This window comes from Actinophytocola sp. KF-1 (assembly GCF_054661535.1).
In genome coordinates this window covers 508,057-531,333 of sequence record NZ_BAAFVK010000006.1, presented here as the reverse complement: position 1 = coordinate 531,333, position 23,277 = coordinate 508,057, and the positions used below count along the sequence as shown (strand labels likewise).

Below are 23,277 nucleotides of genomic sequence, written 5' to 3'. Positions count from 1 at the left end.
GCTCGTCGTGTTTGCGTGCTCATGGTGCCGCCGGGTTACCGTCTTGTCGTCTTTAGTCGCACAGCGGTCGTTGTGGTCGTTGTGGTCACGAGGGAGGTCGTCACGGCTGATCGCGGCCCGCTGTCGCGGCAGCTGCTCGGCTGGCAGCTGCTGATCGTCGTCGCGCTGCTCGCGGCCGTCGCCTCGTTCTCCGCGATCCAGTCCAACAAGACGTTCGAGGACGTGGAGGGCCGCCGGGTGCTGTCGGTCGCCGAGGACGTGGCGGCGCAGCTGACCGTGCGGGAGGCGCTCGCCGACCCGCTGCGCTACCACCAGCTGCCGCCCTTCGCGACCAGTGCGCGCAACCTCTCCGGCGCCGGGTACGTGACCATCGCCCGCCCGGACCTGACGATCCTGACCTCGCAGAACCCGGACGAACTCGGCACGAAGCTGCCGGTCGGCGACTCCATGATCCGGCAGGGCCGCTCCTGGGTGGGCACCATCGGCGACTCGCTCGTCGCACACGTGCCGGTGATGAGCGACCAGGGCACGGTGGTCGGCGTCGTGGCCGCGGGCGTGGCGACCCCGACGTTCCTGGAGGGCATCGTCAGCTCGCCCGGCGAGGCGCTGACCATCCTCGGCCTCGCGCTCGTGGTCGGCGTGGTCGGCTCGTTCCTGCTGGCGGGCCGGGTGAAGCGGCAGACGTTCGGGCTGGAGCCACGCGAGATCGCGGGCCTCGTCGAGCACCGCGAGGCCATGCTGCACGGCATCCGCGAAGGTGTCGTCGGCCTCGACACCGCGGACCGCATCACGCTGGTCAACGACCAGGCGCGGCGGCTGCTGTCGCTGCCGGAGGACGTCGTCGGCGCCTCGGTGCACGAGCTCGACCTGAACGACCGGCTCGTCGACGTGCTCACCGGCCGCGTCGAGGGCAACGACCAGATCGTGCTGCGGCGCGGCCGGGTGCTGATCATGAACCGGATGCCGATCTCGTCCCGGGACACCGCGGTCGGCTCGGTGGTGACGCTGCGGGACCGCACGGAGTTCGTGACGCTGCAACAGGAACTGGCCGCGAACCGCTCCACGACCGACGCGTTGCGCGCGCAGGCGCACGAGTTCACCAACCGGCTGCACACCATCACCGGGCTGATCGAGCTGGGCGAGTACGACGAGGTCCGCCGGTACGTGGACCGCGTCAGCCACACCCGCGAGGCATGGCACACCGAGGTGAGCGAACGCGTCGGCGACTCCGCGGTGGCCGCGCTGCTGATCGCGAAGGCCAGCGTGGCGGCCGAGCGCAACGTCGGCCTGCGGCTGACGCCGGGCAGCCACCTCGGCGAGGTCGACGAGTCGCTGTCGGCGGACCTGGTCACCGTGCTGGGCAACCTGGTCGACAACGCGATCGACGCGCTGCCCGGCAACGGCTGGATCGAGGTGGGCCTGACGCACACCGACGACGAGGTGCTCGTGGTGGTCACCGACTCCGGGCCCGGTGTGGCGCCGGACCTCGCCGAGGAGATCTTCACCCGCGGCTTCACCACGAAGGCCGCCGAGGAAGGCGGGCAGCGCGGCCTCGGCCTCGCGCTGACGAGGCAGACGTGCCGCCGCAGGGGCGGTTCGGTCGAGGTGTCCGGCGCGGTGTTCACGGCACGGCTTGGAGTACACGCATGATCCGCGTCCTGGTGGTGGACGACGACTTCATGGTCGCGAAGGTCCACAGTGGATATGTCGGCAGAACGCCCGGCTTCGAGGTGGTCGGCGTGGCCCACACGGGCGCCGACGCGCTGGCGGCCGTCGCGGACCTGCGCCCGGACCTGGTGCTGCTGGACATCTACCTCCCCGACCGCGACGGCGTGTCGGTGCTGCGGGAGCTGCGCACGGTCGCGGACACGGACGTGATCGTGATCAGCGCGGCGAACGACGTGGAGACGGTGCGGGCCGCCATGCGCGGCGGCGTGCTGCACTACCTGATCAAGCCGTTCACCTACGCCGCGCTGTACGACCAGCTGCGGCACTTCGCGTCACTGCACCGGAAACTGAGCGCCATGTCGCAGGCCGGACAGTCCGATGTGGACCAGGTGTTCGGCGGCCGCCCGTCCGGCGCAGGCGCGCTGCCGAAGGGCCTGAGCGGCGAGACGGCGACACTGGTCGAGGAGGTCCTGCGGTCGGCGGCCGACGTGTCGGCGGCGGAGTGCGCGGCACGCACGGACATCTCCCGCGTCAGTGCCCGCCGCTACCTCGAGCACTTCGTGTCCACCGGCCAGGCCGAGGTCCGCCTCCGCTACGGCACCGGCCGCCCGGAACGCCGCTACTACTGGCTGACCTGACCGAACGGAAGGCACGCAGACGAGCCTGGAGCGGTCGTTCGACGTACCGGTGCACCAGCCACGCGAGCAGGACCATCGCGCCCGACACCACGACCACCAGCAACGGCGGCGGCACCGTCCACTGCCACCGGCGCAGCAGCGGCCCGCCGAGGTCGGTGTGCAGCAGGTACAGCGGGTAGGACGTCGCGCCGAGGACCACCAGCCAGCGGCCCCGCACCCAGCGCAACCCGCCGAGCGCCACCGTCAGCACCACCGCGAAACAGACCGCCAGCAGCAGGATCGCGGGCCACGTGGCGGGCGGCTCCTCGCCGGGGTAGGACTCGAGCCCCGTGCGGTACAGCGCCGCGGGCACGGAGAGCAGGAACGACGCCACCACGATCGCCCACGTCACGGGTGCCGGCCGGAACCGGTACATCAGGTGGCACGCGATCCCGCCGGTGAACATCGGCGCGTAGTCCGTCACCAGCACGACGTGGAGCAGCGTGCCGTCGGCCACGAACGCCTTCACCGCGGTCACCGCGGCGAGCCACACCACGCAGAACCCGACCACCCGCCGGTACGTCAGCCCCCGCCACACGACCAGCAGGAACAGCAGGTAGAACCGCAGCTCCGCCCACAACGTCCAGTACACCTGCGCGACCGGCGGCGACCCGAGCGGCTCCTGGAACATGGTGAGGTTGACCAGCACGGTGTCCCACGCGAACGTCCCGGCGACCACCGCGATGGCCACGACGGACAGCCAGTACGCCGGGTACAGGCGCTCGGCCCGCGACCACAGGAACGCGCCAGGGCCGCGGCCCCAGCTGCTCATGCCGATGACGAAGCCGCTGATCAGGAAGAACAGGTACACGCCGAGCCAGCCGTACGCGGCGGTCTGGTCGGGGAAGATCGTGTCGGTGCGCCTGCCCCACACCCGGTCCATGGTGGTGAAGTGGTACGCCACCACCGCCAGCGCCGCCACGAACCGCAGGCCGTCGAGCACCTCGAGCCGCGGCCGGACCGCGGTCTCCGCCCGCGCGTCGACCGTCATGCCCTTTCACACGTAGGACGGCCGGGGCCGGTTTCACTCGTCCGGCCGGACCCGCCGCCCCCGTTTCGTCTCCGACCGGCGGCGCTTCTCCGCCAGCCTGCGTTCCTTGGCGCCCCGCGACGGCTTGGTCGCCTTCCGCTTCGGTGGTGGCGGCGCGGCGGCGGCACGCAGGATGGACGCCAGCCGTTCACGGGCCTCCGCCCGGTTGGCCAGCTGCGCCCGCTGCGTGCTGACGGCGACGGTCAGGACGCCACCGGCGAGGCGGCGTCCGAGGCGGGCGACGAGCCGGTCCCGCAACCATTCCGGCACCGACGGCGAACCCGCCACGTCCCACGACAGCTCGACCCGGCTGTCCGTCGTGTTCACGCCCTGCCCGCCCGGACCGGACGACCGCGAGAACCGCTCCCGCAGCTCGGCCGCCGGGATCACGAAACCGTGCGAAACCTCCAGGTCAGACACTGAACCCCGACTTCGTGACCAACGTCGTCAGTTCGCCCGCGTCCAGCGGCGTCGTCCCGCCGCTCACGGGCTTGCCCAGGTCCGCGTCGCGCCGGGAGAGGTTGCTGACCAGCGCGGCGACCTTCGTGCCACCGGGCAGCACGGTCACCACCAGGTTGCGCCGTTCCCCCTCGGCGTTCTTCCACGTCGCCTGCACGACCGGCTGCCCGTACCCGGGCGCGACCGTGCAGCTGTCGTACTTCTCGCCGAGGTCGGCACACGACGCCGCGCTGTTCGGTGGCGCGGCGGCGACCGTCACCTCCAGCCTGCCCACCCGGCCCGAACGGGTGATGTCGGCCTCGTACCGGTACTCGCCGTTCTCGACGCGGAACCCCGGCGGACCCGACCGGCCCGGCCACGGCCGCGCCATGTCCACCGTCAACAGCCCCGAGTGGTAGAGCTTGGCCGTCAGCCCGGCCACGTGCTGCTCAGAGTTCGGGGGCGCGATCACCGTCGTGCTCATCGGCAGCGGCAGGTCGGGGCCCGGCGGGGCGGGCGGCGCCTCGGCGGCCGGCACCTCCTCCGGGGGTGTCTGGACGAAGTCGGTGAGGACGGTGGCACCCACGACCGCGGCGACGACCGCCGCCATGACACCGCCCGCGGCCAGCGCGCGGCGCCTGCGCACCCGCTGCCGCCCGGCGCGGAACACCTCGTCGCGGTCGATGCCGATGGGGGGCTCGTCGTCGCCGATCGCCGTGGACAGGAGGTCCTTGATGTCGGTCACGGCACCCCCTCGGTCAGGTCGTCCGTGCCGAGCAGCCGCCGCAGCGCGGCCAGGCCCTTCGCGGCCTGGCTCTTGACCGTGCCCTCGCTCTTGCCCAGCGCCTGCGCTGTCTCGGTGACGGACAGGTCCTCCCAGTACCGCAGCACCACCACGGCCCGCTGGCCCGCGGGCAGCTGGGCGAGGGCCCGCCGCACGTCCACCGCGTCCTCGACGCCGGCGGGCGGGGTGGCGGAGACCTCGGGCAGCTCCTCGACGACCGACTCACGCCTGCGGTACGCGCGGCGGGACTGGTCGATCGCCGCCCGCACCATGGTCTTGCGGGAGTAGGCGTCGACGCTGCCGTCCCGGCGGATGCGGGGCCAGGCGACGTAGATCTTCGTCAGCGTTTCCTGCACCAAGTCCTCCGCGCGATGCCAGTCACCCCCGCACAACAGGTACGCGGTCCGGCGCATGACGGCTGCCCGGCTGTCGAGGAACTCCCCGAACTCCGCGTCGCGGTCGGCCAGCACGCCCGTTGCTTTCCTCTCGATCCTCGTCCGGTGGTACGGCGGCGCGCCGGAAACGGTTGCTTCTAGAACCTGGGGTGGTTGCCCACCAGCTCGGCGCGCACCCCGTCGTCGCCTGCCGGGGCGATCTCGCCGAGCACCCACGCGGGCACGTGCCGCGCCGTGAGCACGGCCATCACCCGGTCGGCGTCGTCGGCGGCCACCACGGCCACCATGCCGACACCCATGTTGAACGTCTTCTCCATCTCGGCCCGCTCGACGCGGCCGCGCTGGGCGATCATGGAGAACACCGGCGCGGGCGTCCACGTGCCGCGGTCCAGCCGCGCCGAGAGGCCCTTCGGGATCACGCGGGCCACGTTCGCGGCCATGCCACCGCCGGTGATGTGCGCGAACGTGCGCACGTCGGCCTCGGCGGCCGCGGCCAGGCAGTCCTTGGCGTAGATGCGGGTCGGCTCCAGCAGCTCCTCGCCGAGCGTGCGGCCGAACTCCTCGACCTGGCCCTCCAGCGGCATCCGGCCGATCTCCAGCAGCACGTGCCTGGCCAGCGAGTACCCGTTGGAGTGCAGGCCGGAGGAGCCCATGGCGATCAGCACGTCCCCGGGCCGGACCCGCTCCGGGCCGAGCACCTGGTCGGCCTCGACCACACCGACGCCGGTGGCGGACAGGTCGTACGCTCCGTCGGCCATGAGGCCGGGGTGCTCCGCGGTCTCACCGCCGAGCAGCGCGCAGCCCGCCTGTACACAGCCCTCCGAGATGCCCTTGACCAGCGCCGCGATCCGCTCCGGCACGACCGTGCCGACCGCGATGTAGTCCTGCAGGAACAGCGGCTCGGCCCCGCACACCACCAGGTCGTCGACGACCATGGCGACCAGGTCGATGCCGACCGTGTCGTGCACGTCCAGCGCCTGGGCCACCGCGATCTTGGTGCCGACGCCGTCGGTGGACGAGGCGAGTACCGGCTCCTTCCAGCGGTCCAGCTTGAGCTTGAACAGCCCGGCGAAGCCGCCGATGCCGCCGAGCACCTCCGGCCGTGTCGCCTTCTCGGCGAACGGCTTGAGCTGCTCGACCGCCTCCTCGCCTGCCTCGATGTTCACCCCCGCCGCCGCGTAGGTGGCGTGCGGGGAGTCGGGGGTCGCGCTGGTCTCGGTCATGGCTCCGGGTTCGGGTCAGGGGCGCTGGAGTGCGTCCGAGGCACCGTACCCCGCCGGTACGACAGGGGCGGCGGACCCCGCGACCCCGCGCTCGACGCTCTCCAGGAGGTGCTTGCCGATCCGGTCCTCCTCGGGGATCGGGATCGGGTAGTCGCCGTCGAAGCAGGCGGTGCAGAGCCTGCTGCGCGGCTGTTCGCTCGCGGCGACCAGGCCGTCGAGCGACACGTAACCCAGCGAGTCCGCGCCGATCGAACGGCGGATCCCGTCGAGGTCGAGGCCGTTCGCGACGAGTTCCGCACGCGAGGCGAAGTCGATGCCGTAGAAGCAGGGCCAGCGCACCGGCGGCGACGCGATCCGGACGTGCACCTCGACCGCGCCCGCCTCGCGCAGCATGCGGACCAGCGCGCGCTGGGTGTTGCCGCGCACGATCGAGTCGTCCACCACGACCAGGCGCTTGCCGCGGATCACGTCGCGCAGCGGGTTCAGCTTCAGCCGGATGCCCAGCTGGCGGATGGTCTGCGAGGGCTGGATGAACGTCCGGCCCACGTACGCGTTCTTGACCAGGCCGGACCCGTAGGAGATGCCCGAGCCCTGCGCGTAGCCGATGGCGGCCGGGGTGCCGGACTCCGGCACCGGGATGACCAGGTCGGCCTCGACCGGCGCCTCCTCGGCGAGCCTGCGGCCGATGTCCACGCGCGCCGCGTGCACGCCCCGGCCCGCGATCGTGGTGTCCGGGCGGGCCAGGTAGACGTACTCGAACACGCAGCCCTTGGGCTCGGGGTTCGCGAACCGCGAGGACCGCAGCCCGTGCTCGTCGATGGCGAGCAGCTCACCCGGCTCGACCTCGCGCACGAACGACGCGCCGACGATGTCGAGCGCGGCGGTCTCGGACGCGACGACCCAGCCCCGCTCGAGCCGCCCGAGCACGAGCGGGCGCACGCCGTGCGGGTCGCGGGCCGCGTACAGCGTCGACTCGTCCGCGAAGACCAGGCAGAACGCGCCCTTCACGGTGGGCAGCAGGTTCATGGCGGCCTGCTCGACCCCGATGTCCGCGGCCGACGCGGCGAGCAGCCCGGTCAGCAGGTCGGAGTCGGTGGTGGCGCCGGTGGCGTTGGTCCCGTTCATGGCGAGGCCCAGCGCACGGGCCCGGTCGAGCAGCTCGGCCGTGTTGACGAGGTTGCCGTTGTGGCCGAGCGACAGGCCGCTGCCGGTGGCGGTGGTGCGGAACGTCGGCTGCGCGTTCTCCCAGGTCGTGGACCCGGTGGTGGAGTAGCGGCAGTGGCCGACGGCGATGTGCCCCTGCAGCGAGACGAGCACCTGCTCGTCGAACACCTGCGAGACGAGCCCGAGGTCCTTGAACACGACGATCTTCTCGCCGTCGGACACCGAGATGCCCGCGGCCTCCTGTCCCCGGTGCTGCAGCGCGTAGAGGCCGAAGTAGGTGAGCTTGGCGACCTCCTCGCCCTTCGCCCACACCCCGAACACACCGCATTCTTCTCGGGGTTCTGGTTCCGGTCGGTCGGTCTGGTCAGTGACGGTCGGATCGGTGACCACCGAGAGCACTCCCCGCTTGAACGGCGTCAGGTGTTTCCCAGTGTAGGTCGTGCCCGGGGGGAGCGGAGCGACGGCGCGGCAGCCGTCCGGACTGAGGAGCGCGCGCAGGCGCGCGGCGCCGAGCACGTGACGAGGGCAGACGGCGGTTGAGCGGAGGAGCGCAGCGACCAAATCGGACACCGTGCTCAGCTCATCCGGAGCGCCTTCAACACGGTGGGATCACCCTCACCGGTGAGCTGCATCCGGCCGCGCAACTGGTAGAGGACGTTCGCGGTGCGATTGGACAGTCGCGCGTCGGCCTTCTCGTTCCGGTCGGCGGACCGCACCTCGGGCACCTCGCCGGGCACGAGCCGGACGAACCAGGCCTGCGGGCCGTCGGTGCAGGACACGACCGCCGTGCCCCGGTACCGCGGCGGGGAGTCACCGCGCAGTCGCGCGGCGAGCAGCGTGCCGAGCAGCTCGTCGATCGCGTCCGCGGCCTGCTCGCGGTCGGTCGGGGTGAGGGTGCGGAGCGCGGCCTGCGCGTCCCAGCGGCGCAGGTTCAGCTCGTGCGCGACCCGCCGGTGCCACACCCACGCGAGGTCCGGCGCCGAGGGCGAGAACGTCCACACCGGACGGTTGCCGGAGGTGTTGTTGAGCACCTGCGTCGCCGCCGCGAGCTGTTCGTCCAGGTAGACGACCGGGTCGACGTCCCTGCGCACCGGCAGCGGCTTCAGCTCCACGATCGAGCCGCTCGTCAGGTAGCGGGTCGCCGTGTGCAGGAACCGCGCCACGTGCACGGTCAGGTCCGCGAACGTCCAGCCGGGGCACGACGGCACGTCCGCCGCCTGGTCACCCGTGGCGATCGCGGTGCGGAACAGACCCGCCTGCTGCGCGAACACACCGGTCCACCTACGGGCCGTCCACACGTTGTTCTCGTCCTTTCCGTACGCACAGAGTGTTGGTCGAACCACCCTATGCCCATCGTCCCCGGGTTACGGTCACTTCCGTGGCCGACGGTTATGAGGTTGATCCCGCGGCGTTGCGCGCCGCGTCGGGTGGGTTCTACACGGGCGCGGCAGCTGTTGATCAAGCGGCCGCGCGGTTGTCGGTGGCGCAGCTGGTGCCCGCGGCGCTCGGCGAGGTGGAGGCGGCGTACGAACTGGCGTCGGCGTTCGCCGAGTTCGTCGGCGAACACGGCGACGACCTGAGACGAGGCGCGGCCTGGGTGAACGACGCGGGCGACGGGCTGGTCGAGAACGCGGACGAGTACACCCGGAAGGACGTGTTCCCCTATGGCCGACCCTGAGCAGCTGTACGCGCGGCTCGCCAGCGGCGACACCGGCCGGATCCTCGCCGTCCTCGAACCCCTCGGCACGGCGAAGTCCCTGCTCACCGGCATCGAGTTCACGCCGGTGCGGGAGTGGTCGGGGGTGGCGGCGCAGGCGTTCGACGCCCGCGTGACCACGTCCAGGGAGGCGGTGACCGCGGCCGCGGGACGGCTGACCGACGCGATGTCCGTGGTCGAGGCGGCGGCGACGGCGTACGGCCGCATGCGGTCGGCCGCGGACCAGACCATCCAGGCGTACCGGGCAGGCAGCATCCCGGACACGCAGGCGGCGGCGGTCCTGTCGCGCCTGCAGGGCAGCTACGAAGAGGTGCTGCGGTCGTACGCGGGTGCGCTGCGCGGCATCCGGCCCGCGTTCGCCGCCGCGACCGGCGGTGCGAGCGGCGCGCCGACCACGGCGTCGGGCGCCACCGTCCCGCCGCCCGGCACGGACCCGCGCCAGGTGGCCGCATGGTGGAAGTCGCTGCCGGAGCAGGCGCAGGCCGAGCTGCTGGCCACGCAGTTCGAGGCGCTGGGCCGGCTGCGCGGCCTGCCAGCCGAGGTGCTGAACGAGGCCAACAACCACCGCATCGAAGCGGACGTGACGAGGTTCTCCTCGGCGAACACGGACCTGACGAACCAGATCACCGCGCGGGCGGCGGAGCTGGGCATCGACCCGTCCGACGAGGGCGCGCTGCGCGCCGACCCGCGGCTGGCGGACCTGCTCGACCAGCGCCAGGACGTCAACCGGTGGCTGGACAACGCGACCGCGGCGAGCGAACGGGTGGCGGAGGCCCGGCAGTCGGGCTACGACACCTACGTCCTGTCCTACGACCCGGTCGGGCCCGGCAAGCAGGAGGGCACGCTCGCCATCGCCTACGGCAACCCGGACCGGGCGGACAACGTCGCGGTCGTCGTGCCCGGCACCACCGCGACGCTGGAGAACGCCTTCCCCAACGGCGAGGCGCAGGCGTTGCGCGGTGCCATGGACCAGGCGGGCCAGGGCGGCAACGCCACGATCGCGTGGCTCGGCTACGACGCGCCGACCTGGGACACCACGGTGGCGAGCCCCGACAACGCGATCCAGGGCGGCGAGCTGCTGAAGGCCGATGTGGACGGTTACCGCGCGGCCGCCGAGAACCCGCAGCACGTCACGGTGATCGGGCACAGCTACGGCAGCACGGCCGTCGGCTACGCGGCCATGAACGGCCTTGCCGCCGACGACATCGCGTTCATCGGCTCACCCGGCGTCGGCGCGTCCGGTGTGGACCAGCTGTCGCCCGGCGCCGGGCACGTGTGGGCGGGCGCGTCGGAGCACGACCCGATCGTCCAGGCCACGTCCGGCAGCTGGTTCACGGCGGACGGCACGGCGGTCGGCCCGTACGACGAGCAGTTCGGCGCCAACCAGTTCGCGGTGCCCGGCGAGGACAACGTGCTGCACGCGCACAGCTCCTACTACTCCGACCAGTCCCTGCAGAACCTCGCGCACATCTCGACCGGCGACTACGACGCGGTCACCCACGGCACGCCGGAGACCAACTCCGCCGGTGAGCTGGTGGGCGACGTCGGCGACGGCCTGTGGGACGCGGGCGGCGACGCGCTGCGCGGCGACTGGGACGGGGCCTGGGACGAGCTCAAGGACACCGGCCGGGAGCTGCTGAACGACGTCGGCGACGTGCTCCTCGGCGGCGCGGGCGATCTCGTGGAGGCCGGGAAGTCCGTCTACGACAACACGCTGGGCCGGATCTTCTAGAGGCGCACGATCGGGAGCAGCGCGGAGAGGTCCGCGCGGCTCCCGGACGCGTCGACCCTCCCGGCCGCGACCGCGTCCGTCCACGTCAGACTCCCGGCCGCCAGCTCCAGCCAGGTGCGGGCGTCCATCTCGATCACGTTCGGCGGCGTGCCACGGGTGTGCCGCGGCCCGGTCACGCACTGCACGGCCGCGAACGGCGGCACCCGCACCTCGACGCTGCGGCCCGGCGCCACCTGCGCCAGGGTCCGCAGGCTCAGCCGCACGGCCTTCGCGAGCGCGGGCCGGGCCGGGGCGTCCCACGGCAGCACGGCGGCCACCGCGTCCCGCATCTCCCGCGGGTCGACCGGTGCACTCACCGCTCGGCCTCGGCCACGACCTCGTCGAGCAGCTCGGTCACGTGGTGGGTGAGCTTGCGGATGTCGGCCGGGGAGATGGTGGTCCACAGCGTCCCGTCGTCCGCGGGCCGCCTGACCTGCACGTACCGGCCGTCCTCGGTGTCGAAGAACGACACCACCCGCTCGGCGCGGCGGCGCCGCCCGAGGCGGTCGCGCGCGGCGGCCCCGAAGTTCCCCAGGTGTTCGACGTCCTTGATCATCTCGGCGAGCGCGGTGGCGTCGTCCGAACGCAGACCGCCGGAGAGCAACGCGTGGCTGAAGCCCTCACGGGTGCCGCCCGCGCTGTTCGCCGCCGCCTCGAAGTCCTCGGTCCGCAACGTCACCGACTGGCCCGGCCCGGCGGCGCGGGCGGGCAGCACGCTCAGCGCGGCGGACGGCAGCCCGCTCGCGGACGCCGACCGCAACGTCACCGACCCCTCCGACAGCTCGCAGATCGCGGCGGTCTCCCCGGCCGACGCGGCGAGCACGCGGACGTTGCGGCCCACGTAGGCACGCACGTCGACCTCGCGTTCCGGCCTGGCCAGCACGGTCAGCAGCTCGGCGATGTCCGGGTTCACGTCGACCGGCCTGCCGAGCCCCCGGGCCTCCAGGTCCGCCCACACCCGGGTCTCGATCTCGGCGCGCTCCTCGTACGTCTTGCCCGGTGACGGCACCTTCACCACGAGCGGCAGCGCACCCAGCCGCAGGTGCTCCCACAGCACGTCGAACTCGAGTGCCGACAACGTGATCGGCGCGGTCTCCCGGTCACCGATCGAGAAGGTGCTGGTCACAGCGCAACCTTACCCAGGAAGACGAGAGCGGGGAGCCGTCGCGACGACTCCCCGCCCAGGTGGCACCGTCCGTTACTCGCCGATCACGGTCGGCGCGACCCTGCGGTCGTCACCGAACACGTCGTCGCTCTCCAGCAGGTAGTCCGGCGCGTAGTGCTCGTCGTCGTCCTCGCCGTCCGCGCGGCGGCCACCGGCGCCCGCGGGGCCGTGCACACCGCCCGCGCCCCGGCCGCCCGCCGCACCGGCGGCACCCGGCCCGTTGCGGACCACGCCGCCCTCGCCCGGCACGCCGGCGCCCAGTGCGCCACCGCGACCGAGCTGCGACGGCATGCGCTCGCCGTCCACCGCACCGGGACCACCCGGGAAACCGCCGGGACCACCGGGCCCGCCGGGACGACCGAACGGACCGGCCTCACCGGGCAGCCCCGGCCGCAGCGGCAGCGCACGCCGGGCGATGTCGCCCGCGTTCTCGCCGCCGCCGCCCTGACCGGGCAGGAACGGACCGGTGCCGGGGAAGTACTGCTGCCCCGGCGGCAACGGGCTCGGGTTCGGACCCGGCGCCGGGGCGGGGCTCGGGAGCGGGAACTGGTTGCCGGGCACGGTCGTCGGCGGTGTGAACACGTTCGACGGCGTGGTGCCCGCGGGCGGCGACTGCACGTCCGGGGTGCTGGGCACGTACCCGCCGGGGCTGCCGCCGTTGCCACCCGGCAACGGCGAGCCGGGACCACCAGGGGTGATCTGCGGGGTGCCCGGCGCGGGCTGCTGCTGGACGGTCGGCGGCTTCTTCGTGCCGCTGCCGCTGCCGGAGTCGTCGGCGGGCCGGACGGACCGCGTGGTGCTGTTCACGTACACCGCGGACGCGGTGCCGCCGCCCTGCGGGGCGGGCGTGGACACCACGACGTCCGGCGGCGGGACGAACGTGCCGAGGGTCTCCCGGTTCCAGGTGGCGCTCGACTCGTAGGTGGTCATGGTCTCGACGGCACGCTGCTCGGCCTCGCTCTGCGCGGCCTCCTGCGCCTCGTGGTCGGCGGCCTGCGCGGCGACGTCCGCGGCCGGGCCGAGGTTGCCGGTCGCCGCGGCGGCGCCCGCCGCGATCTTGTCCCAGGTGGACGGCGCCTGCGTGGTCACCTCGACCGGCTCCGGCATCTTGGCGCGCGCGTCGGCGATGTACTCGCCCTGGTTCTCCGCGGACACCCGCATGACGTCCGAGCCGCTCTCGGCGTCACCCGCCCACTCCGCGAGCGGGGTGAGGCCGGTGGTGGCGGACTCGGCCGCCTTGCCCTCCCAGCGGGAGCCGAGCTGCGACAGCCTGGTGTTGAGGTCCTGGTCGACCTCGGCGAGCTCCTGGGACAGCGACTTCCAGTACTCGATCTGCGGGTCCGACGCCTTGGCACCAGGACCTGCGTTGATCATCTTGTAGAGCTCGGGGTGCTCGAAGCCCCGCCAGCGGTAACCCATGGGATTCCCTCACAAAAGGATCAGGCCTGGTCGTACTTGCCCCAGCGGGCCGTGTTCGTGCCCTCGACGCGCAGGTACTCGTCGTGGGCGCTCTTCAGCGCGTCGATCGCCGCCTTCAGCTGCTTCTGGTAGCCGACCAGGCACGCGATCGCGGAGTCGGCGCCGCCCGCGTTGCTGCGCTCGGCGAAGGGCTTCACGGTCTCGACACTCACGGGGTCGCGCGCCCACTCGTGGATCGGGAGCCCGGCGAGCTCCCGCACCTTGCGCGAGACACGGTCGTACGCGTCGGTGAACGCCTTCAGCGCCTCCGGGATCGCGGAGGGCTCGATGTGCAGGGTCTGGGTGCCCGCGTACGCCGGGGTCGACACCGCGCGGCCACCACCACCGCCACCATCTGCCACGAACACGGTTCGTCTCCCTCAGTCTGTGAGATTGCGACGACTGTAGCTCTGATGCATGACGCCGTGGGGCGGTTCCCACAAGCAACCGATCACGGAGAAGAAATTTTCACGGGAACTTCAACTGTCCGGTGGACACTCGCTCGATTCAGAGCTTGGCCAGCACGGCCTTCGCGATCTGGGGCACACGGGTACACAACGTGTCCTGCGGGGTGACCGGTTCACTGCCGGGCGCGCTGAGGCCGTAGTTGATGTAGAGCATCTGCCCGTCGGCGACGTCCAGCAGACCGAAGCAGCTGTCCGGGTTGGGCGGCTTCACCACGTAGAGCGGGAAGCCGTCGACGTCGGTTTCGCTGTTGTCGGTGCCTTCGGCGTACTCGGCGGCCCCCTGGTCGACGACGGCGGTGAGCGTGAGGCCGAGGTTCGCGTCGATGCCGTTGGCGAAGCAGTCCTTCGAGCCGGGGAAGAAGGTGGAGTCCCCACCGGTCGGCGGGCGGTCCTGGTCGAGCCCGAACGTGCCGAGCGGCAGCGAGGAGACCAGCTCGCACACGTCGACCCCGGCCATGTCGATGTCCCTGGGCCGGTCAGGTGCCTCGGTGGTGGTAGTGGTCGAGGTGGTGGTCGTCGGTGGCTCGTCGCCCGCGGTGGGCGTGCCCGCCTCGCCGGTCGTGCAGCCGGCGAGCAGGAGTCCCGTCACGAGCAGCAACCTGCGCATGACCGCAACGTACCGACCTACGATGTGCCCATGCCGGACACCCCGCCGCCCGAGATCACGCCGCGGATGCGCACGAGCGCGATGGCCAACCCGAACACCTGGTTGTACGTCATCGACCCGGCCTTCGACGCCGACGCCGACATCCCGCCGTGGGGCGTCGTGGGCGCGTACCACGTGGACGGTGACGGCGAGATCGACCCGACGTTCCGGCGCAACACGGAGTACCGGCCGTCACCCGTCGCCCTGGGGATGCCCGACCCGGCCAACGACCTGGAGCGGTTGCTGCAGTGGATCACGTCCGGACACCGGGAGGAGGCGGAACTGCCCGGCGCCGTGCTGCGCGCACGGCTGCTGGTCTACGCGTCGGGGCCCGCCGACCGTGAGGTGACCGCGTTTCCCGATCGGTCGGGGCGGGTGATGGTGCCTGCGTGCACGTCGGTCGCGCACGTGCCTCGGGCGTGGCCGGGGTGGCGTGAAGTGGTGGGGCGGGAGCTGGCCGGGCAGTTGGGTGACCATCCGCTGGTGATCAACCCTGTCGGGCCGATCACCGCGCTGCTGCCGGCTGCTGTGTTGCGGTGAGGGGTCGGCCTCCGGCCCCCGGTCACCATTCTCCCACGCGCCGGCGACATTCCCGGCCGCTCACGGGCCGGTTGTCCACAGGTGCCGCGGTTGTCCACAGCCAAGATCGACATCCGTCCCCCTGTCGGTGGACACCGGTAGACTGGACAGCGGGGTGCCCCCGGGAGCGGTGGGGGCTGTCCGTACGTACTGGGGCTGCGGTTTTCTTTCGGTTTTCGCTGGTCAGCGGCGTTTCGCTCGGTGTGGTTCTTTTTGTGTTCGGTCCGGCTTGGTGGTTTTCCTGTTGGTGGGTTTCCCTCCGGGGGGTCCTCGCCGGACGGGCTGGTCTCCGGGATGGCAGCAGGTCTTGCACGGGGCTGGGATGGCAAGGACTGGTGTCCGTGGCTGCCTGCCATCCCGTCGACCTCCCACGGGCTATCACACCGCGTCAAGGGGGCCCGGCGGCTTTGGGCATGTGGTTGGTTCGTGCTTCGGGCCCCCTTGACACGGCGTGATCGGGCTTCGCCAGGTCGACGGGATGGCAGGCAGGCAGTCCTTGTGTGGTGAGCTGCGCTCGGCTTGGGCGGGCGAAGCCCGCTTCGCGGACCGGGCGCATCGCGCCCGGCTTCCCCGCGTGGCGGTCGTGCCACGAAAGGCGCTTTCGCGGCGTTGAACGTGCCTTTCGCGACATCGCGCGTGCTGTCAACGCGCGTTCGCGGCATGGTTCTGGCCCGCTTCGCGGGCCGGGGGTGCGCGGCGTCGATTCGGTTGGCGCGCCTCGATTGCGTGGGTGTTCCTTGCCGGAACGTCACCCCGGGTGGCCTCCGGCCCCCGGTCACCACGCTACGGCACACCCCCGACAATCCCGGGCGTCCGTGGGCCGGTTGTCCACAGCGCGATGGGTTGTCCACACGAGACCGCTCACCGGCGGTTTCTGTCGGTGCCCTCCGGTAGCGTGGTTACCGGGGGCCGGAGGCCGCCCCGCGCCTCACATCAGCCATGGCTCCACGTCCTCCGGGGGCCCCGGTTTCGCGTACAGCCAGCCCTGTGCGGAGTCCGCGCCGATGTGCCGCAGCAGCTCCGCCTGCTCCCCGGTCTCGACGCCCTCCGCGATCACGTCCAGCTTCAGCGTGTGCGCGAGCGACACCAGGGCCGTCACGATGCGGGCGTCCACCGACTCCACCGACCCCGCCCGCAGGCCCTCCACAAAGGACCCCGCGATCTTCAGCGCGTGCACCGGCAGGTGCCGCAGGTACGCGAGGTTCGAGTACCCCGTCCCGAAGTCGTCGATGGCGATCCGCACGCCCATGTCCACGAGCCGCCGCAGTGCTGAGAGCGGCTCGCCCGTCGTGCCCATGATCGCGCTCTCCGTGAGTTCCAGCTGGAGCGACGACGGTGGGATGCCCACCCGGTCGATGATCGCCGAGATCGCCGGGACCAGGTCGGGCTCGGCCACCTGCCGTGCCGCCAGGTTCACGCTCACGATCGGGGTGCGGCCCGTGCGCGCCCACGCCATCGTCTGCCTGCACGCCGTCTCCAGCACCCACAGACCCAGGGGCACGATCAAGCCCGTCTCCTCCGCCAGGCCGATGAAGCGGTCCGGGCCGAGCCTGCCGAACTCCGGGTGCGCCCACCGCACCAGCGCCTCGACGCCGAGCAGCGTGCCGTCCGCCAGCGACACGATCGGCTGGTAGTCGACGTAGAACTCCTCGCGTTCCAGCGCCGCGGGCATGGCGTTGGACAGGGTGATCCTGGCGATCTCCCGTGCGTTGCGCTCCGGGTCGTAGGACGCCCACCGGTTCTTGCCGTCGACCTTCGCCCAGTGCAGGGTGACGTCCGCGTCGCGCATGGTCTCCGCGGGGGACGCGTCGTACACCGAGCGCTCGACCAGGCCGATGCTCGCTGACACCGTCAGCCGGTGGCCGCTGACCAGCACCGGCCGCGCGATCTCCGCGAGGATCCGCTCGGCCAGCTCCACCAGCTCGGCCATGCCCGTGGTGTGCTCGACCAGCACCACGAACTCGTCGCCGCCCATCCGGGCCACCAGCCTGCCCGGCGCGGACACCAGCCGGTCGAGCCGCTCGCCGACCTCGACGAGCAACTGGTCGCCGACCACGTGCCCGAGCGTGTCGTTGATCGCCTTGAACCCGTCCAGGTCCAGGTAGCACAGCCCCACCCGCTGCCCTGGTGAGCCGCCGAACGCCGCGTGCAGCCGCTCGGTGAACAGCGCCCGGTTGCCGAGGCCGGTGAGGTGGTCGTGGTTGGCCTGGTACCGCAGCTGCTCCGACAGCACGTGCCGCTCGGTGTTGTCCTCGACCATCCCGACGAGGTACTGCGGCACGCCGTCCTCGTCCCGCACCAGCGACACGGTCACGTTCGTCCACAGGGGAGAGCCGTCGCGTTTGCGGAAGCGGCGTTCGATCCGGTAGTGGTCGCGTTCGCCCGCGACCATCTCGTTGAAGTACCTGCGCAGCTCCGGCGGGTCGTCCGGGTGCAGGAAGTCGACGAGGTTCAGGTCGTGCAGGTGCTCCGGCCGGTAGCCGAGCATGGCGGCCATGGCGCTGTTGACCTCGAGCAGCCTGCCCCGGGTGTCGGTGATCCCGATGCCGATGGCGGCGGAGGAGAACATCGCGCGGAACCGGGCCTCGCTCGACCGCCGCGCGACCTCCGCGCCGTCCCTCGCCTCCAGCGCCGAGCGGCGCAGCGCCTCCTGCTCGTGGTAGATCCGTGCCTGGGCGGCGCGGACGAAACCCGCGGTCACGGCCGCCTGGACCGCGGCCAGCCGCTCGGCGTCCTGGCACGGCAGCCGGGTGCCGATCAGCTTCACCGTGCCCGCGAGCGACTCGGCGGCGAGGAACCGCAGCGCCACGAGCGTCTCGCCGACCCGCTCCACGGGCGCCGGGTCGAACGGGTCCCGGGTCACGGCCTCGGCGAGCGCTGCGGCCAGCTCGTCGAGCCGCGCGCGGAGTTCGGCGCGCCCGGTCGCGACGTAACCCGTCGCGGCCAGCACGTCGGCCCACTCGGCGGCGAACGCGTCCCGCCCCGTGCCTGTCGGGCCTGCCACCGTCACACCTTCCGGCGAAGTTCGCCCACGCACCCGCCTGCGTGGACCGGGCCAGGATACGACCGCCGACACGCTCCGTCCATGTCCGTATTCGGACTGTTCGTACTGGTCACAGCGGTTGAACCCGCAACGATCGCCGCCGCGGGCCGTGATGGTGCGTGTCCACCCATACACCAAACGTTACCGAACTGGCCGTTATTAATTCACCGGACGACGTGACAAAACGGTACCAAGCGACCACAATCTGTATCTTGGCAGCTCCGGCCCACGGGTTGCCATTCGCGAGGGCGATTCAGAAAGGGCATCCCATGAACATTGTGTGGCGTGGGAAACGACGGGGCATCCTGAGCGCCGTCGTCACGGTGACAACCACGGTGTTACTCGCGGGACTGGCGAGTCCCGCACAGGCCGAACCGGCCGCCACCCCTGCAGGCGACCGATCGGCGACCGACGCGTACGTCAAGAAGTACGACCACCCGATGGGCTCCCAGATCCGCAAGCACGAGGGCGCCCCGCAGGGTGTCGTCAGCCCGGCCGACATCGGCGCCCAGGCCTCCGTGGCCGGCATCGACGTCAGCGGCCACCAGGGCAATGTGGACTGGCCGTACTGGTGGGGCCAGGGCAAGCGGTTCGTCTGGGTCAAGGCGACGGAAGGCACGGGCTACCGCAACCCGTACTTCGCCCAGCAGTACAACGGCTCCTACAACCAGGGCTTCATCCGCGGCGCGTACCACTTCGCGCTGCCGGACCGGTCGTCCGGCGCGACGCAGGCGAACTACTTCTCGAGCAACGGCGGCGGCTGGTCCGGTGACGGCAAGACGCTGCCGGGCGCGCTCGACATGGAGTACAACCCGTACGGGGCGACCTGCTACGGGCTGACCCAGTCGCAGATGACCGCGTGGATCCGCGACTTCAGCAACACCTACAAGGCGCGGTGGAACAAGTACCCGGCGATCTACACGTCCACCAGCTGGTGGAACCAGTGCGTCGGGTCGAGCTTCGGCACCACCAACCCGCTGTGGGTCGCGCGGTACGCGTCGACCGTCGGCACCCTGCCGGTCGGCTGGAGCTACTACACGGTGTGGCAGTACAGCTCCTCGCCGATCGACCAGAACTCCTTCAACGGTGACTACAGCCGCCTGCAGGTGTTCGCGACCAACCACGACTGATCCCTGCCCGTTCCCTGCCCGAAGGGGACCTTCCTCCACCACCTGGAGCGAAGGTCCCCTTCGTGCATTTAAGCTCCGCGTGAGCGTCGCGTGTGTTGAGGGAACGAGGACCCCCGTGACCACGTCGGACCCGCGTAGAACGTGATCGGGGAGGGACCCATGACATACCCACCGCAGGGACCGTACGGCCAGCAGCCGGATCCTTACGGACAGCAGCAGCCGCAGTACGGCGGCGGGTACCAGCAGCAGCCGCAGACCGGGGGCTTCGGCGCGTACGACCCGAACGCCCAGTACGGCGGCGGCTACGGCGGTCAGTACGGCGGCCAGTACGGCGGTCTCGGGGGGCCGCCGCAGCCGCCGAAGAGCAAGACCGGGCCGATCATCGCGGTCGTGGCGATCGTGGTGCTGCTGCTCGGCGGCCTCGGCATCACCGGCTTCGTCGCGCCCGGCTTCTTCCTGTCCGACGACAGCAAGAACGACGCGGGCGGCGGGAGCGGCGGCGGCGGGAAGACGTCCGAGAAGAAGGACGACGGCTCGAAGGACTTCATCGACAAGCTGGTCGCGGCCGCGGACAAGCAGGACGCGGACGAGCTGGAGAAGCTGAAGTGCTCCGGCGCGACGGAGACCGTGGACTCCGCGATCGAGGCGATCGACAACATCGACGGCGCCGAGATGGGCGACATCACGGACGAGTCCGACGACGAGATCCAGTTCACCGTCACGATCTCCTACGACGGCAAGTCCGAGGACGACACCATCACCATCAAGAAGGACGGCAGCGACTGGTGCTGGCACGACATCGAGGTCGGCGAGTCGTCCGGTGGCGGCAGCGGCTCCTCGGAGGACCCCAGCGCGGAGGAGTCCGTGCCCGAGTCGCCTGACCCGAGCGCAGGCGGCGGTGGCGCGACCGGCGACTCCGACGGCGAGCAGTTCGTGCAGACCTTCCTGGACAAGCTGAACAGCGGTGACGGTGCGGGCGCGGCGGCCATGTCGTGCTCCGACAGCACCAGCCAGTCGGACATCACCGAGGCCGCGGGGCAGAAGGCGCAGCTGGAGATGGACCCGGCGGGCACGACCGCCGACTCCTCCTACGTCGGCGCCGACCTGAAGGGCACGCTGAACGGCGCCTCGGCGTCGGGCCGCACCAGCGCGTTCCTCGAGGACGGCGAGTGGTGCATCTACACCTTCTTCGCCTCCTGACCGACTGAACCGAACGGATGCCGCCGGTGGCCGTCGCACTCCTCATCATCGGAGCCGTGGCGATCACCGGCGGCATCGTCGTGTTCGCGGTGTCGTCCCGGCTGGTCGCGACCATGCTGGTGGCGTTCGGCGCCCTGGCGGCGGTCACCGGCTGGCTGCTGCCCGAGGCGTCCAGGGCGGACGCGCTGAAGACGGGCGGCCTCGCGGCGGGCGCGGTCGTGGCGCTGTACGCGTTGTGGCTCAACGACCGCAGGCGCCGCGTCGACGAGGAACGCCAGCTCCTCGAGCACGACCGCCAGGAGCTGGAGAACGCCCGCGCGGCGCACGAACGCGAACGCGCGGCCGACGACCGCTTCCTGCGTGCTGTGGAGATGCTCGGCCACGACACGGACCAGGTGCGGGTCGGCGCACTGCACGCACTGGCGGGTGTGGCCCGCGCGCGGCCGTCGTACACACAGGACGTGCTGGACGTCATCTGTTCGTACCTGCGCCGCCCGTTCGAGCACCCCGAGTACGTCGAGCGGCGGGGCGGCACCCCGTCCGGTGTGGACCGTGCGGAGGCGGACCGCTGGCGCGTAGTGCGCCTCACCGCGCAGCGGTTGCTCGCCGACCTGCTCCCGAAGGTGGGCACGCCGGACGCGCCGGCGTACGACCTGGACCTGACCGGCGCGACGCTCGAGTACTGCGACCTGTCCTACCGGGTCATCGGCAAGCTCAGCGCGCGAGCGATGAAGCTGTACCAGTCGAACTCGCTGCACCACTGCGAGATCCGCGGGCCGGCGTGGTTCACGGCGACCGAGAGCTGGGGCAACTTCTGGTTGCACCACATGGAGTTCCACGACATCGCGTGGTTCAAGGAGATCCGCACGCACGCGTCCGTGAGCTACGAGAACACGCGCTTCCACGGGCGGGCCGCGTTCGCGGGCGCCCGGTTCGCGGGTGAGACGTCGTTCGAGAACACGGCGTTCGAGGAGCAGGCGGACTTCGCGCGCACGGAGTTCACCGGCCCGCTGACCCCGCCGTCCGGCTGGGCGCAGGACCCGGCGGGCCGCCTGGTCCGCGCCTGAGCCAGCTCACCTGCGCCGGCTTCGGGCGGAGCCGGCACTGCCACGCTATGGCGCTGCGGGGCCGCTAACGCTTCCGCCACAAGGCCTTGATCAGCTTGAGCACCCGCTGAATCGGCTCCTCGCGCCGGCTGAACACGACCGCACCGGCGAACACCACCAGCGCGAGCAACAACAGCGCTCCGAGGACCAGGCTCGCCGGTCCGAGCAACACCATCCCGGCCCCGCCGAACCCACTGATCGCGAGCACGAGCCGGGTCCCCCGTCGAAGAGTCTTGTTGTTTCGCATGCCGCACCTCTCACAACCGGAAGCGACAGCCGATTCCCCGGCGCGGCCACGCGGATGCACGTGTCCACCGCTAACGGTCCGCGTTTCCGCCGAGGAACTCCAGCGGTGCACATCCCATCCAGCGCTCAGCTGTCCACTAACTGTCAATGGACGCTGTGCTCGACCTGGTGGTAAACCGGTGGGTGAATGGTGAACGGTTGGTGATGACGTGACTCGTAAGACTGAGGGAGAACCGTCACCGCGCGAACCGGGTCTGCGCTGGCTCGCGAAAGGCCCGCGTGACCGCGTGCAAACCACGTTGCAGCATGCCCTACAAGACCTCCACAAGCCAGCGGGCACGACACGAATGTCGGCCGACCTCCGCGATCTGGTCAACGGCGTGCCCTCGTCCATGCCGCCGGGAACTCGCACCGACGAACGAGCGAACGCGTTGTGGCGCCTCATCCAGAGCGAACTGGCGTTGATCGAGCTGCCGGACGAACGCGCCGCACTTCGTGCCGCCCTGCACCTGGACCCGGAAAACAACGCGCCGTCCATCGACGCACGCCTCGCTCATGCCCGCGACCGCGGCGACTTCGGTCGCCAGCGTTCAGGCAAACACCACGGCTACGACGCGCTCCGGCGGTGGTGGAGCGAGGGAATTCGCGAGCTGGGAGAACGCGTTCACGAACGCCTCGACTACCTGCACGACCACCCCCAGGACTGGCACGAGTACTTCGTCAACGGGCCGCGGTTCCGCCGCCCGTCACCCGGAGCCCAGCCGGTGTTCGCCGAACTCTTCGTCACGACGGTTTTCATGAAGGGCCGATTCGTCCAACGCCGGATCACCGAACGGTTGATCACGGCATGGGAGGACGATGTGCGGTTCTACACGGCGCGGGCTCTGCCGGAGATGGAGGACGCGTCGGTTTCCGTCCCGGTGCGCGCCTTGTGGGGATGCAAAGCAGAACTCCTCCCGACCCCACCCGGGGAACCGATCCTTACCCGGCTGTGGTTTCCCCATCCACTCCGGCGGGGCGAAAGCCACTTCTTCGCCTCGGAAGCCGTTGCCCGGGATGTCCACACAGAACGCCGTGCGATCAACGTGGAAATCGACCACCACGGCATCGCGCCAGGCGCCCGGTTGCACGACAGCATGCCGATACGTGGCCTGACCATTCGCATCATCTTCGACGAAGAAGAACCTCCCGCCGCGGTGTGGTGGTACGCAGATCAAAGCGAGCGCGAGCGATACAGCAGGTCGGCTGCGGAGCGCGACGATCGATGTCTTAGAGTATCGCCTCACGGACACGCCGAGCACACCTTTGCCCAGGCATGCCAGCCAGGAGCAGACTACGGCCTGTCCATCGCGTGGTAAGCCATGCTCGCT

General features: G+C 71.3%; 23 protein-coding genes. 9 read left to right on the top strand and 14 right to left on the bottom strand.

Translation table 11 applies throughout. From position 1 onward, the window contains the following. Positions 1 to 21 precede the first annotated feature (21 nt). Both ACYQ77_RS21325 and ACYQ77_RS21320 read left to right on the top strand, forming a co-directional pair. Complete coding sequence (locus ACYQ77_RS21325) at positions 22 to 1,650, top strand: sensor histidine kinase (RefSeq protein ID WP_459713997.1); 1,629 nt, start codon at positions 22 to 24, stop codon at positions 1,648 to 1,650. Further along, positions 1,647 to 2,306 carry a response regulator gene (locus ACYQ77_RS21320; RefSeq protein WP_459713870.1) on the top strand — a complete coding sequence of 220 codons (660 nt, stop codon included), beginning with the start codon at positions 1,647 to 1,649 and terminating at the stop codon, positions 2,304 to 2,306. Before ACYQ77_RS21325 ends, ACYQ77_RS21320 begins: the two co-directional genes overlap by 4 nt. On the opposite strand, the gene ACYQ77_RS21315 is transcribed toward ACYQ77_RS21320, so the two are convergent. The 7 genes from ACYQ77_RS21315 to ACYQ77_RS21285 all read right to left on the bottom strand — a co-directional run bounded on the left by ACYQ77_RS21315 (position 2,200) and on the right by ACYQ77_RS21285 (position 8,650). Continuing rightward, positions 2,200 to 3,336 carry an acyltransferase family protein gene (locus ACYQ77_RS21315; protein WP_459713868.1) on the bottom strand — a complete coding sequence of 379 codons (1,137 nt, stop codon included), beginning with the start codon at positions 3,334 to 3,336 and terminating at the stop codon, positions 2,200 to 2,202. The genes ACYQ77_RS21320 and ACYQ77_RS21315 overlap by 107 nt on opposite strands. Positions 3,337 to 3,369: 33 nt before the next feature. Next, on the bottom strand, positions 3,370 to 3,795 hold the full coding sequence (gene arfB, locus ACYQ77_RS21310; protein WP_459713866.1) for an alternative ribosome rescue aminoacyl-tRNA hydrolase ArfB: 426 nt from the start codon (positions 3,793 to 3,795) through the stop codon (positions 3,370 to 3,372). Further along, positions 3,788 to 4,558 carry a hypothetical protein gene (locus tag ACYQ77_RS21305; RefSeq protein WP_459713864.1) on the bottom strand — a complete coding sequence of 257 codons (771 nt, stop codon included), beginning with the start codon at positions 4,556 to 4,558 and terminating at the stop codon, positions 3,788 to 3,790. The genes arfB and ACYQ77_RS21305 overlap by 8 nt, the downstream gene beginning before the upstream one ends. Further along, on the bottom strand, positions 4,555 to 5,064 hold the full coding sequence (locus tag ACYQ77_RS21300) for a SigE family RNA polymerase sigma factor (RefSeq protein WP_459713994.1): 510 nt from the start codon (positions 5,062 to 5,064) through the stop codon (positions 4,555 to 4,557). Before ACYQ77_RS21300 ends, ACYQ77_RS21305 begins: the two co-directional genes overlap by 4 nt. 65 nt (positions 5,065 to 5,129) lie before the next feature. Then, complete coding sequence (gene purM, locus ACYQ77_RS21295) at positions 5,130 to 6,215, bottom strand: phosphoribosylformylglycinamidine cyclo-ligase (RefSeq protein WP_459713862.1); 1,086 nt, start codon at positions 6,213 to 6,215, stop codon at positions 5,130 to 5,132. A gap of 15 nt (positions 6,216 to 6,230) precedes the next feature. Continuing rightward, complete coding sequence (gene purF / locus ACYQ77_RS21290) at positions 6,231 to 7,769, bottom strand: amidophosphoribosyltransferase (protein ID WP_459713860.1); 1,539 nt, start codon at positions 7,767 to 7,769, stop codon at positions 6,231 to 6,233. 185 nt (positions 7,770 to 7,954) lie between these two features. Continuing rightward, the gene (locus ACYQ77_RS21285) at positions 7,955 to 8,650 is read right to left on the bottom strand and encodes a maleylpyruvate isomerase N-terminal domain-containing protein (RefSeq protein WP_459713858.1); all 696 of its coding nucleotides are present in this window, start codon (positions 8,648 to 8,650) and stop codon (positions 7,955 to 7,957) included. A 107-nt stretch (positions 8,651 to 8,757) separates the two neighbouring features. Here ACYQ77_RS21285 and ACYQ77_RS21280 point away from each other — a divergent pair, with 107 nt between their 5' ends. Both ACYQ77_RS21280 and ACYQ77_RS21275 read left to right on the top strand, forming a co-directional pair. Then, positions 8,758 to 9,057 carry a hypothetical protein gene (locus ACYQ77_RS21280; protein WP_459713856.1) on the top strand — a complete coding sequence of 100 codons (300 nt, stop codon included), beginning with the start codon at positions 8,758 to 8,760 and terminating at the stop codon, positions 9,055 to 9,057. Next, on the top strand, positions 9,044 to 10,828 hold the full coding sequence (locus ACYQ77_RS21275; protein ID WP_459713854.1) for an alpha/beta hydrolase: 1,785 nt from the start codon (positions 9,044 to 9,046) through the stop codon (positions 10,826 to 10,828). The genes ACYQ77_RS21280 and ACYQ77_RS21275 overlap by 14 nt, the downstream gene beginning before the upstream one ends. Here ACYQ77_RS21275 and ACYQ77_RS21270 read toward each other — a convergent pair. The 5 genes from ACYQ77_RS21270 to ACYQ77_RS21250 all read right to left on the bottom strand — a co-directional run bounded on the left by ACYQ77_RS21270 (position 10,825) and on the right by ACYQ77_RS21250 (position 14,564). Next, positions 10,825 to 11,157 carry a sterol carrier family protein gene (locus ACYQ77_RS21270; RefSeq protein WP_459713992.1) on the bottom strand — a complete coding sequence of 111 codons (333 nt, stop codon included), beginning with the start codon at positions 11,155 to 11,157 and terminating at the stop codon, positions 10,825 to 10,827. The genes ACYQ77_RS21275 and ACYQ77_RS21270 overlap by 4 nt on opposite strands. A gap of 23 nt (positions 11,158 to 11,180) precedes the next feature. Continuing rightward, on the bottom strand, positions 11,181 to 11,993 hold the full coding sequence (locus ACYQ77_RS21265; protein ID WP_459713852.1) for an ESX secretion-associated protein EspG: 813 nt from the start codon (positions 11,991 to 11,993) through the stop codon (positions 11,181 to 11,183). Between the two features lie 72 nt (positions 11,994 to 12,065). Then, entirely contained in the window at positions 12,066 to 13,451 is a 1,386-nt protein-coding gene (locus tag ACYQ77_RS21260) for a hypothetical protein (protein ID WP_459713850.1), read from the bottom strand. 20 nt (positions 13,452 to 13,471) lie between these two features. Then, positions 13,472 to 13,858, bottom strand: a complete 387-nt coding sequence (locus ACYQ77_RS21255) for a hypothetical protein (protein WP_459713849.1) — start codon at positions 13,856 to 13,858, stop codon at positions 13,472 to 13,474. Between the two features lie 139 nt (positions 13,859 to 13,997). Then, positions 13,998 to 14,564, bottom strand: a complete 567-nt coding sequence (locus tag ACYQ77_RS21250) for a DUF3558 family protein (RefSeq protein ID WP_459713847.1) — start codon at positions 14,562 to 14,564, stop codon at positions 13,998 to 14,000. 30 nt (positions 14,565 to 14,594) lie between these two features. Between ACYQ77_RS21250 and ACYQ77_RS21245 the strand changes: the two genes are divergently transcribed. Continuing rightward, entirely contained in the window at positions 14,595 to 15,143 is a 549-nt protein-coding gene (locus tag ACYQ77_RS21245) for a type VII secretion system-associated protein (RefSeq protein ID WP_459713845.1), read from the top strand. Between the two features lie 967 nt (positions 15,144 to 16,110). Here ACYQ77_RS21245 and ACYQ77_RS21240 read toward each other — a convergent pair. Beyond that, a complete protein-coding gene (locus ACYQ77_RS21240; RefSeq protein WP_459713843.1) occupies positions 16,111 to 18,186 on the bottom strand; it encodes a putative bifunctional diguanylate cyclase/phosphodiesterase in 2,076 nt (691 codons plus the stop codon). A gap of 308 nt (positions 18,187 to 18,494) precedes the next feature. On the opposite strand from ACYQ77_RS21240, the gene ACYQ77_RS21235 reads away from it, so the two are divergent. From ACYQ77_RS21235 to ACYQ77_RS21225, 3 genes are all read left to right on the top strand, one after another. Continuing rightward, complete coding sequence (locus ACYQ77_RS21235; protein ID WP_459713841.1) at positions 18,495 to 19,355, top strand: lysozyme; 861 nt, start codon at positions 18,495 to 18,497, stop codon at positions 19,353 to 19,355. Positions 19,356 to 19,514: 159 nt separating this feature from the next. After that, positions 19,515 to 20,555, top strand: coding sequence for a hypothetical protein (locus tag ACYQ77_RS21230; protein ID WP_459713840.1), 1,041 nt, complete (start codon positions 19,515 to 19,517; stop codon positions 20,553 to 20,555). 26 nt (positions 20,556 to 20,581) lie between these two features. Further along, positions 20,582 to 21,622 carry a pentapeptide repeat-containing protein gene (locus tag ACYQ77_RS21225; RefSeq protein WP_459713838.1) on the top strand — a complete coding sequence of 347 codons (1,041 nt, stop codon included), beginning with the start codon at positions 20,582 to 20,584 and terminating at the stop codon, positions 21,620 to 21,622. 64 nt (positions 21,623 to 21,686) lie between these two features. On the opposite strand, the gene ACYQ77_RS21220 is transcribed toward ACYQ77_RS21225, so the two are convergent. Then, the gene (locus ACYQ77_RS21220) at positions 21,687 to 21,908 is read right to left on the bottom strand and encodes a hypothetical protein (protein WP_459713836.1); all 222 of its coding nucleotides are present in this window, start codon (positions 21,906 to 21,908) and stop codon (positions 21,687 to 21,689) included. Between the two features lie 208 nt (positions 21,909 to 22,116). Between ACYQ77_RS21220 and ACYQ77_RS21215 the strand changes: the two genes are divergently transcribed. Next, positions 22,117 to 23,265 carry a hypothetical protein gene (locus ACYQ77_RS21215; RefSeq protein WP_459713833.1) on the top strand — a complete coding sequence of 383 codons (1,149 nt, stop codon included), beginning with the start codon at positions 22,117 to 22,119 and terminating at the stop codon, positions 23,263 to 23,265. Positions 23,266 to 23,277 lie beyond the last annotated feature (12 nt).

Coding starts and splice junctions, on each gene's coding strand:
- ACYQ77_RS21260 (WP_459713850.1), bottom strand. CDS start 13,451: ATGGGTTACCGCTGGCGGGGCTTCGAGCACCCCGAGCTCTACAAGATG.
- ACYQ77_RS21325 (WP_459713997.1), top strand. CDS start 22: ATGGTGCCGCCGGGTTACCGTCTTGTCGTCTTTAGTCGCACAGCGGTC.
- ACYQ77_RS21235 (WP_459713841.1), top strand. CDS start 18,495: ATGAACATTGTGTGGCGTGGGAAACGACGGGGCATCCTGAGCGCCGTC.
- ACYQ77_RS21270 (WP_459713992.1), bottom strand. CDS start 11,157: ATGCGGGACGCGGTGGCCGCCGTGCTGCCGTGGGACGCCCCGGCCCGG.
- ACYQ77_RS21250 (WP_459713847.1), bottom strand. CDS start 14,564: ATGCGCAGGTTGCTGCTCGTGACGGGACTCCTGCTCGCCGGCTGCACG.
- purM (WP_459713862.1), bottom strand. CDS start 6,215: ATGACCGAGACCAGCGCGACCCCCGACTCCCCGCACGCCACCTACGCG.
- ACYQ77_RS21275 (WP_459713854.1), top strand. CDS start 9,044: ATGGCCGACCCTGAGCAGCTGTACGCGCGGCTCGCCAGCGGCGACACC.
- ACYQ77_RS21230 (WP_459713840.1), top strand. CDS start 19,515: ATGACATACCCACCGCAGGGACCGTACGGCCAGCAGCCGGATCCTTAC.
- ACYQ77_RS21320 (WP_459713870.1), top strand. CDS start 1,647: ATGATCCGCGTCCTGGTGGTGGACGACGACTTCATGGTCGCGAAGGTC.
- ACYQ77_RS21220 (WP_459713836.1), bottom strand. CDS start 21,908: ATGCGAAACAACAAGACTCTTCGACGGGGGACCCGGCTCGTGCTCGCG.
- ACYQ77_RS21245 (WP_459713845.1), top strand. CDS start 14,595: ATGCCGGACACCCCGCCGCCCGAGATCACGCCGCGGATGCGCACGAGC.
- ACYQ77_RS21315 (WP_459713868.1), bottom strand. CDS start 3,336: ATGACGGTCGACGCGCGGGCGGAGACCGCGGTCCGGCCGCGGCTCGAG.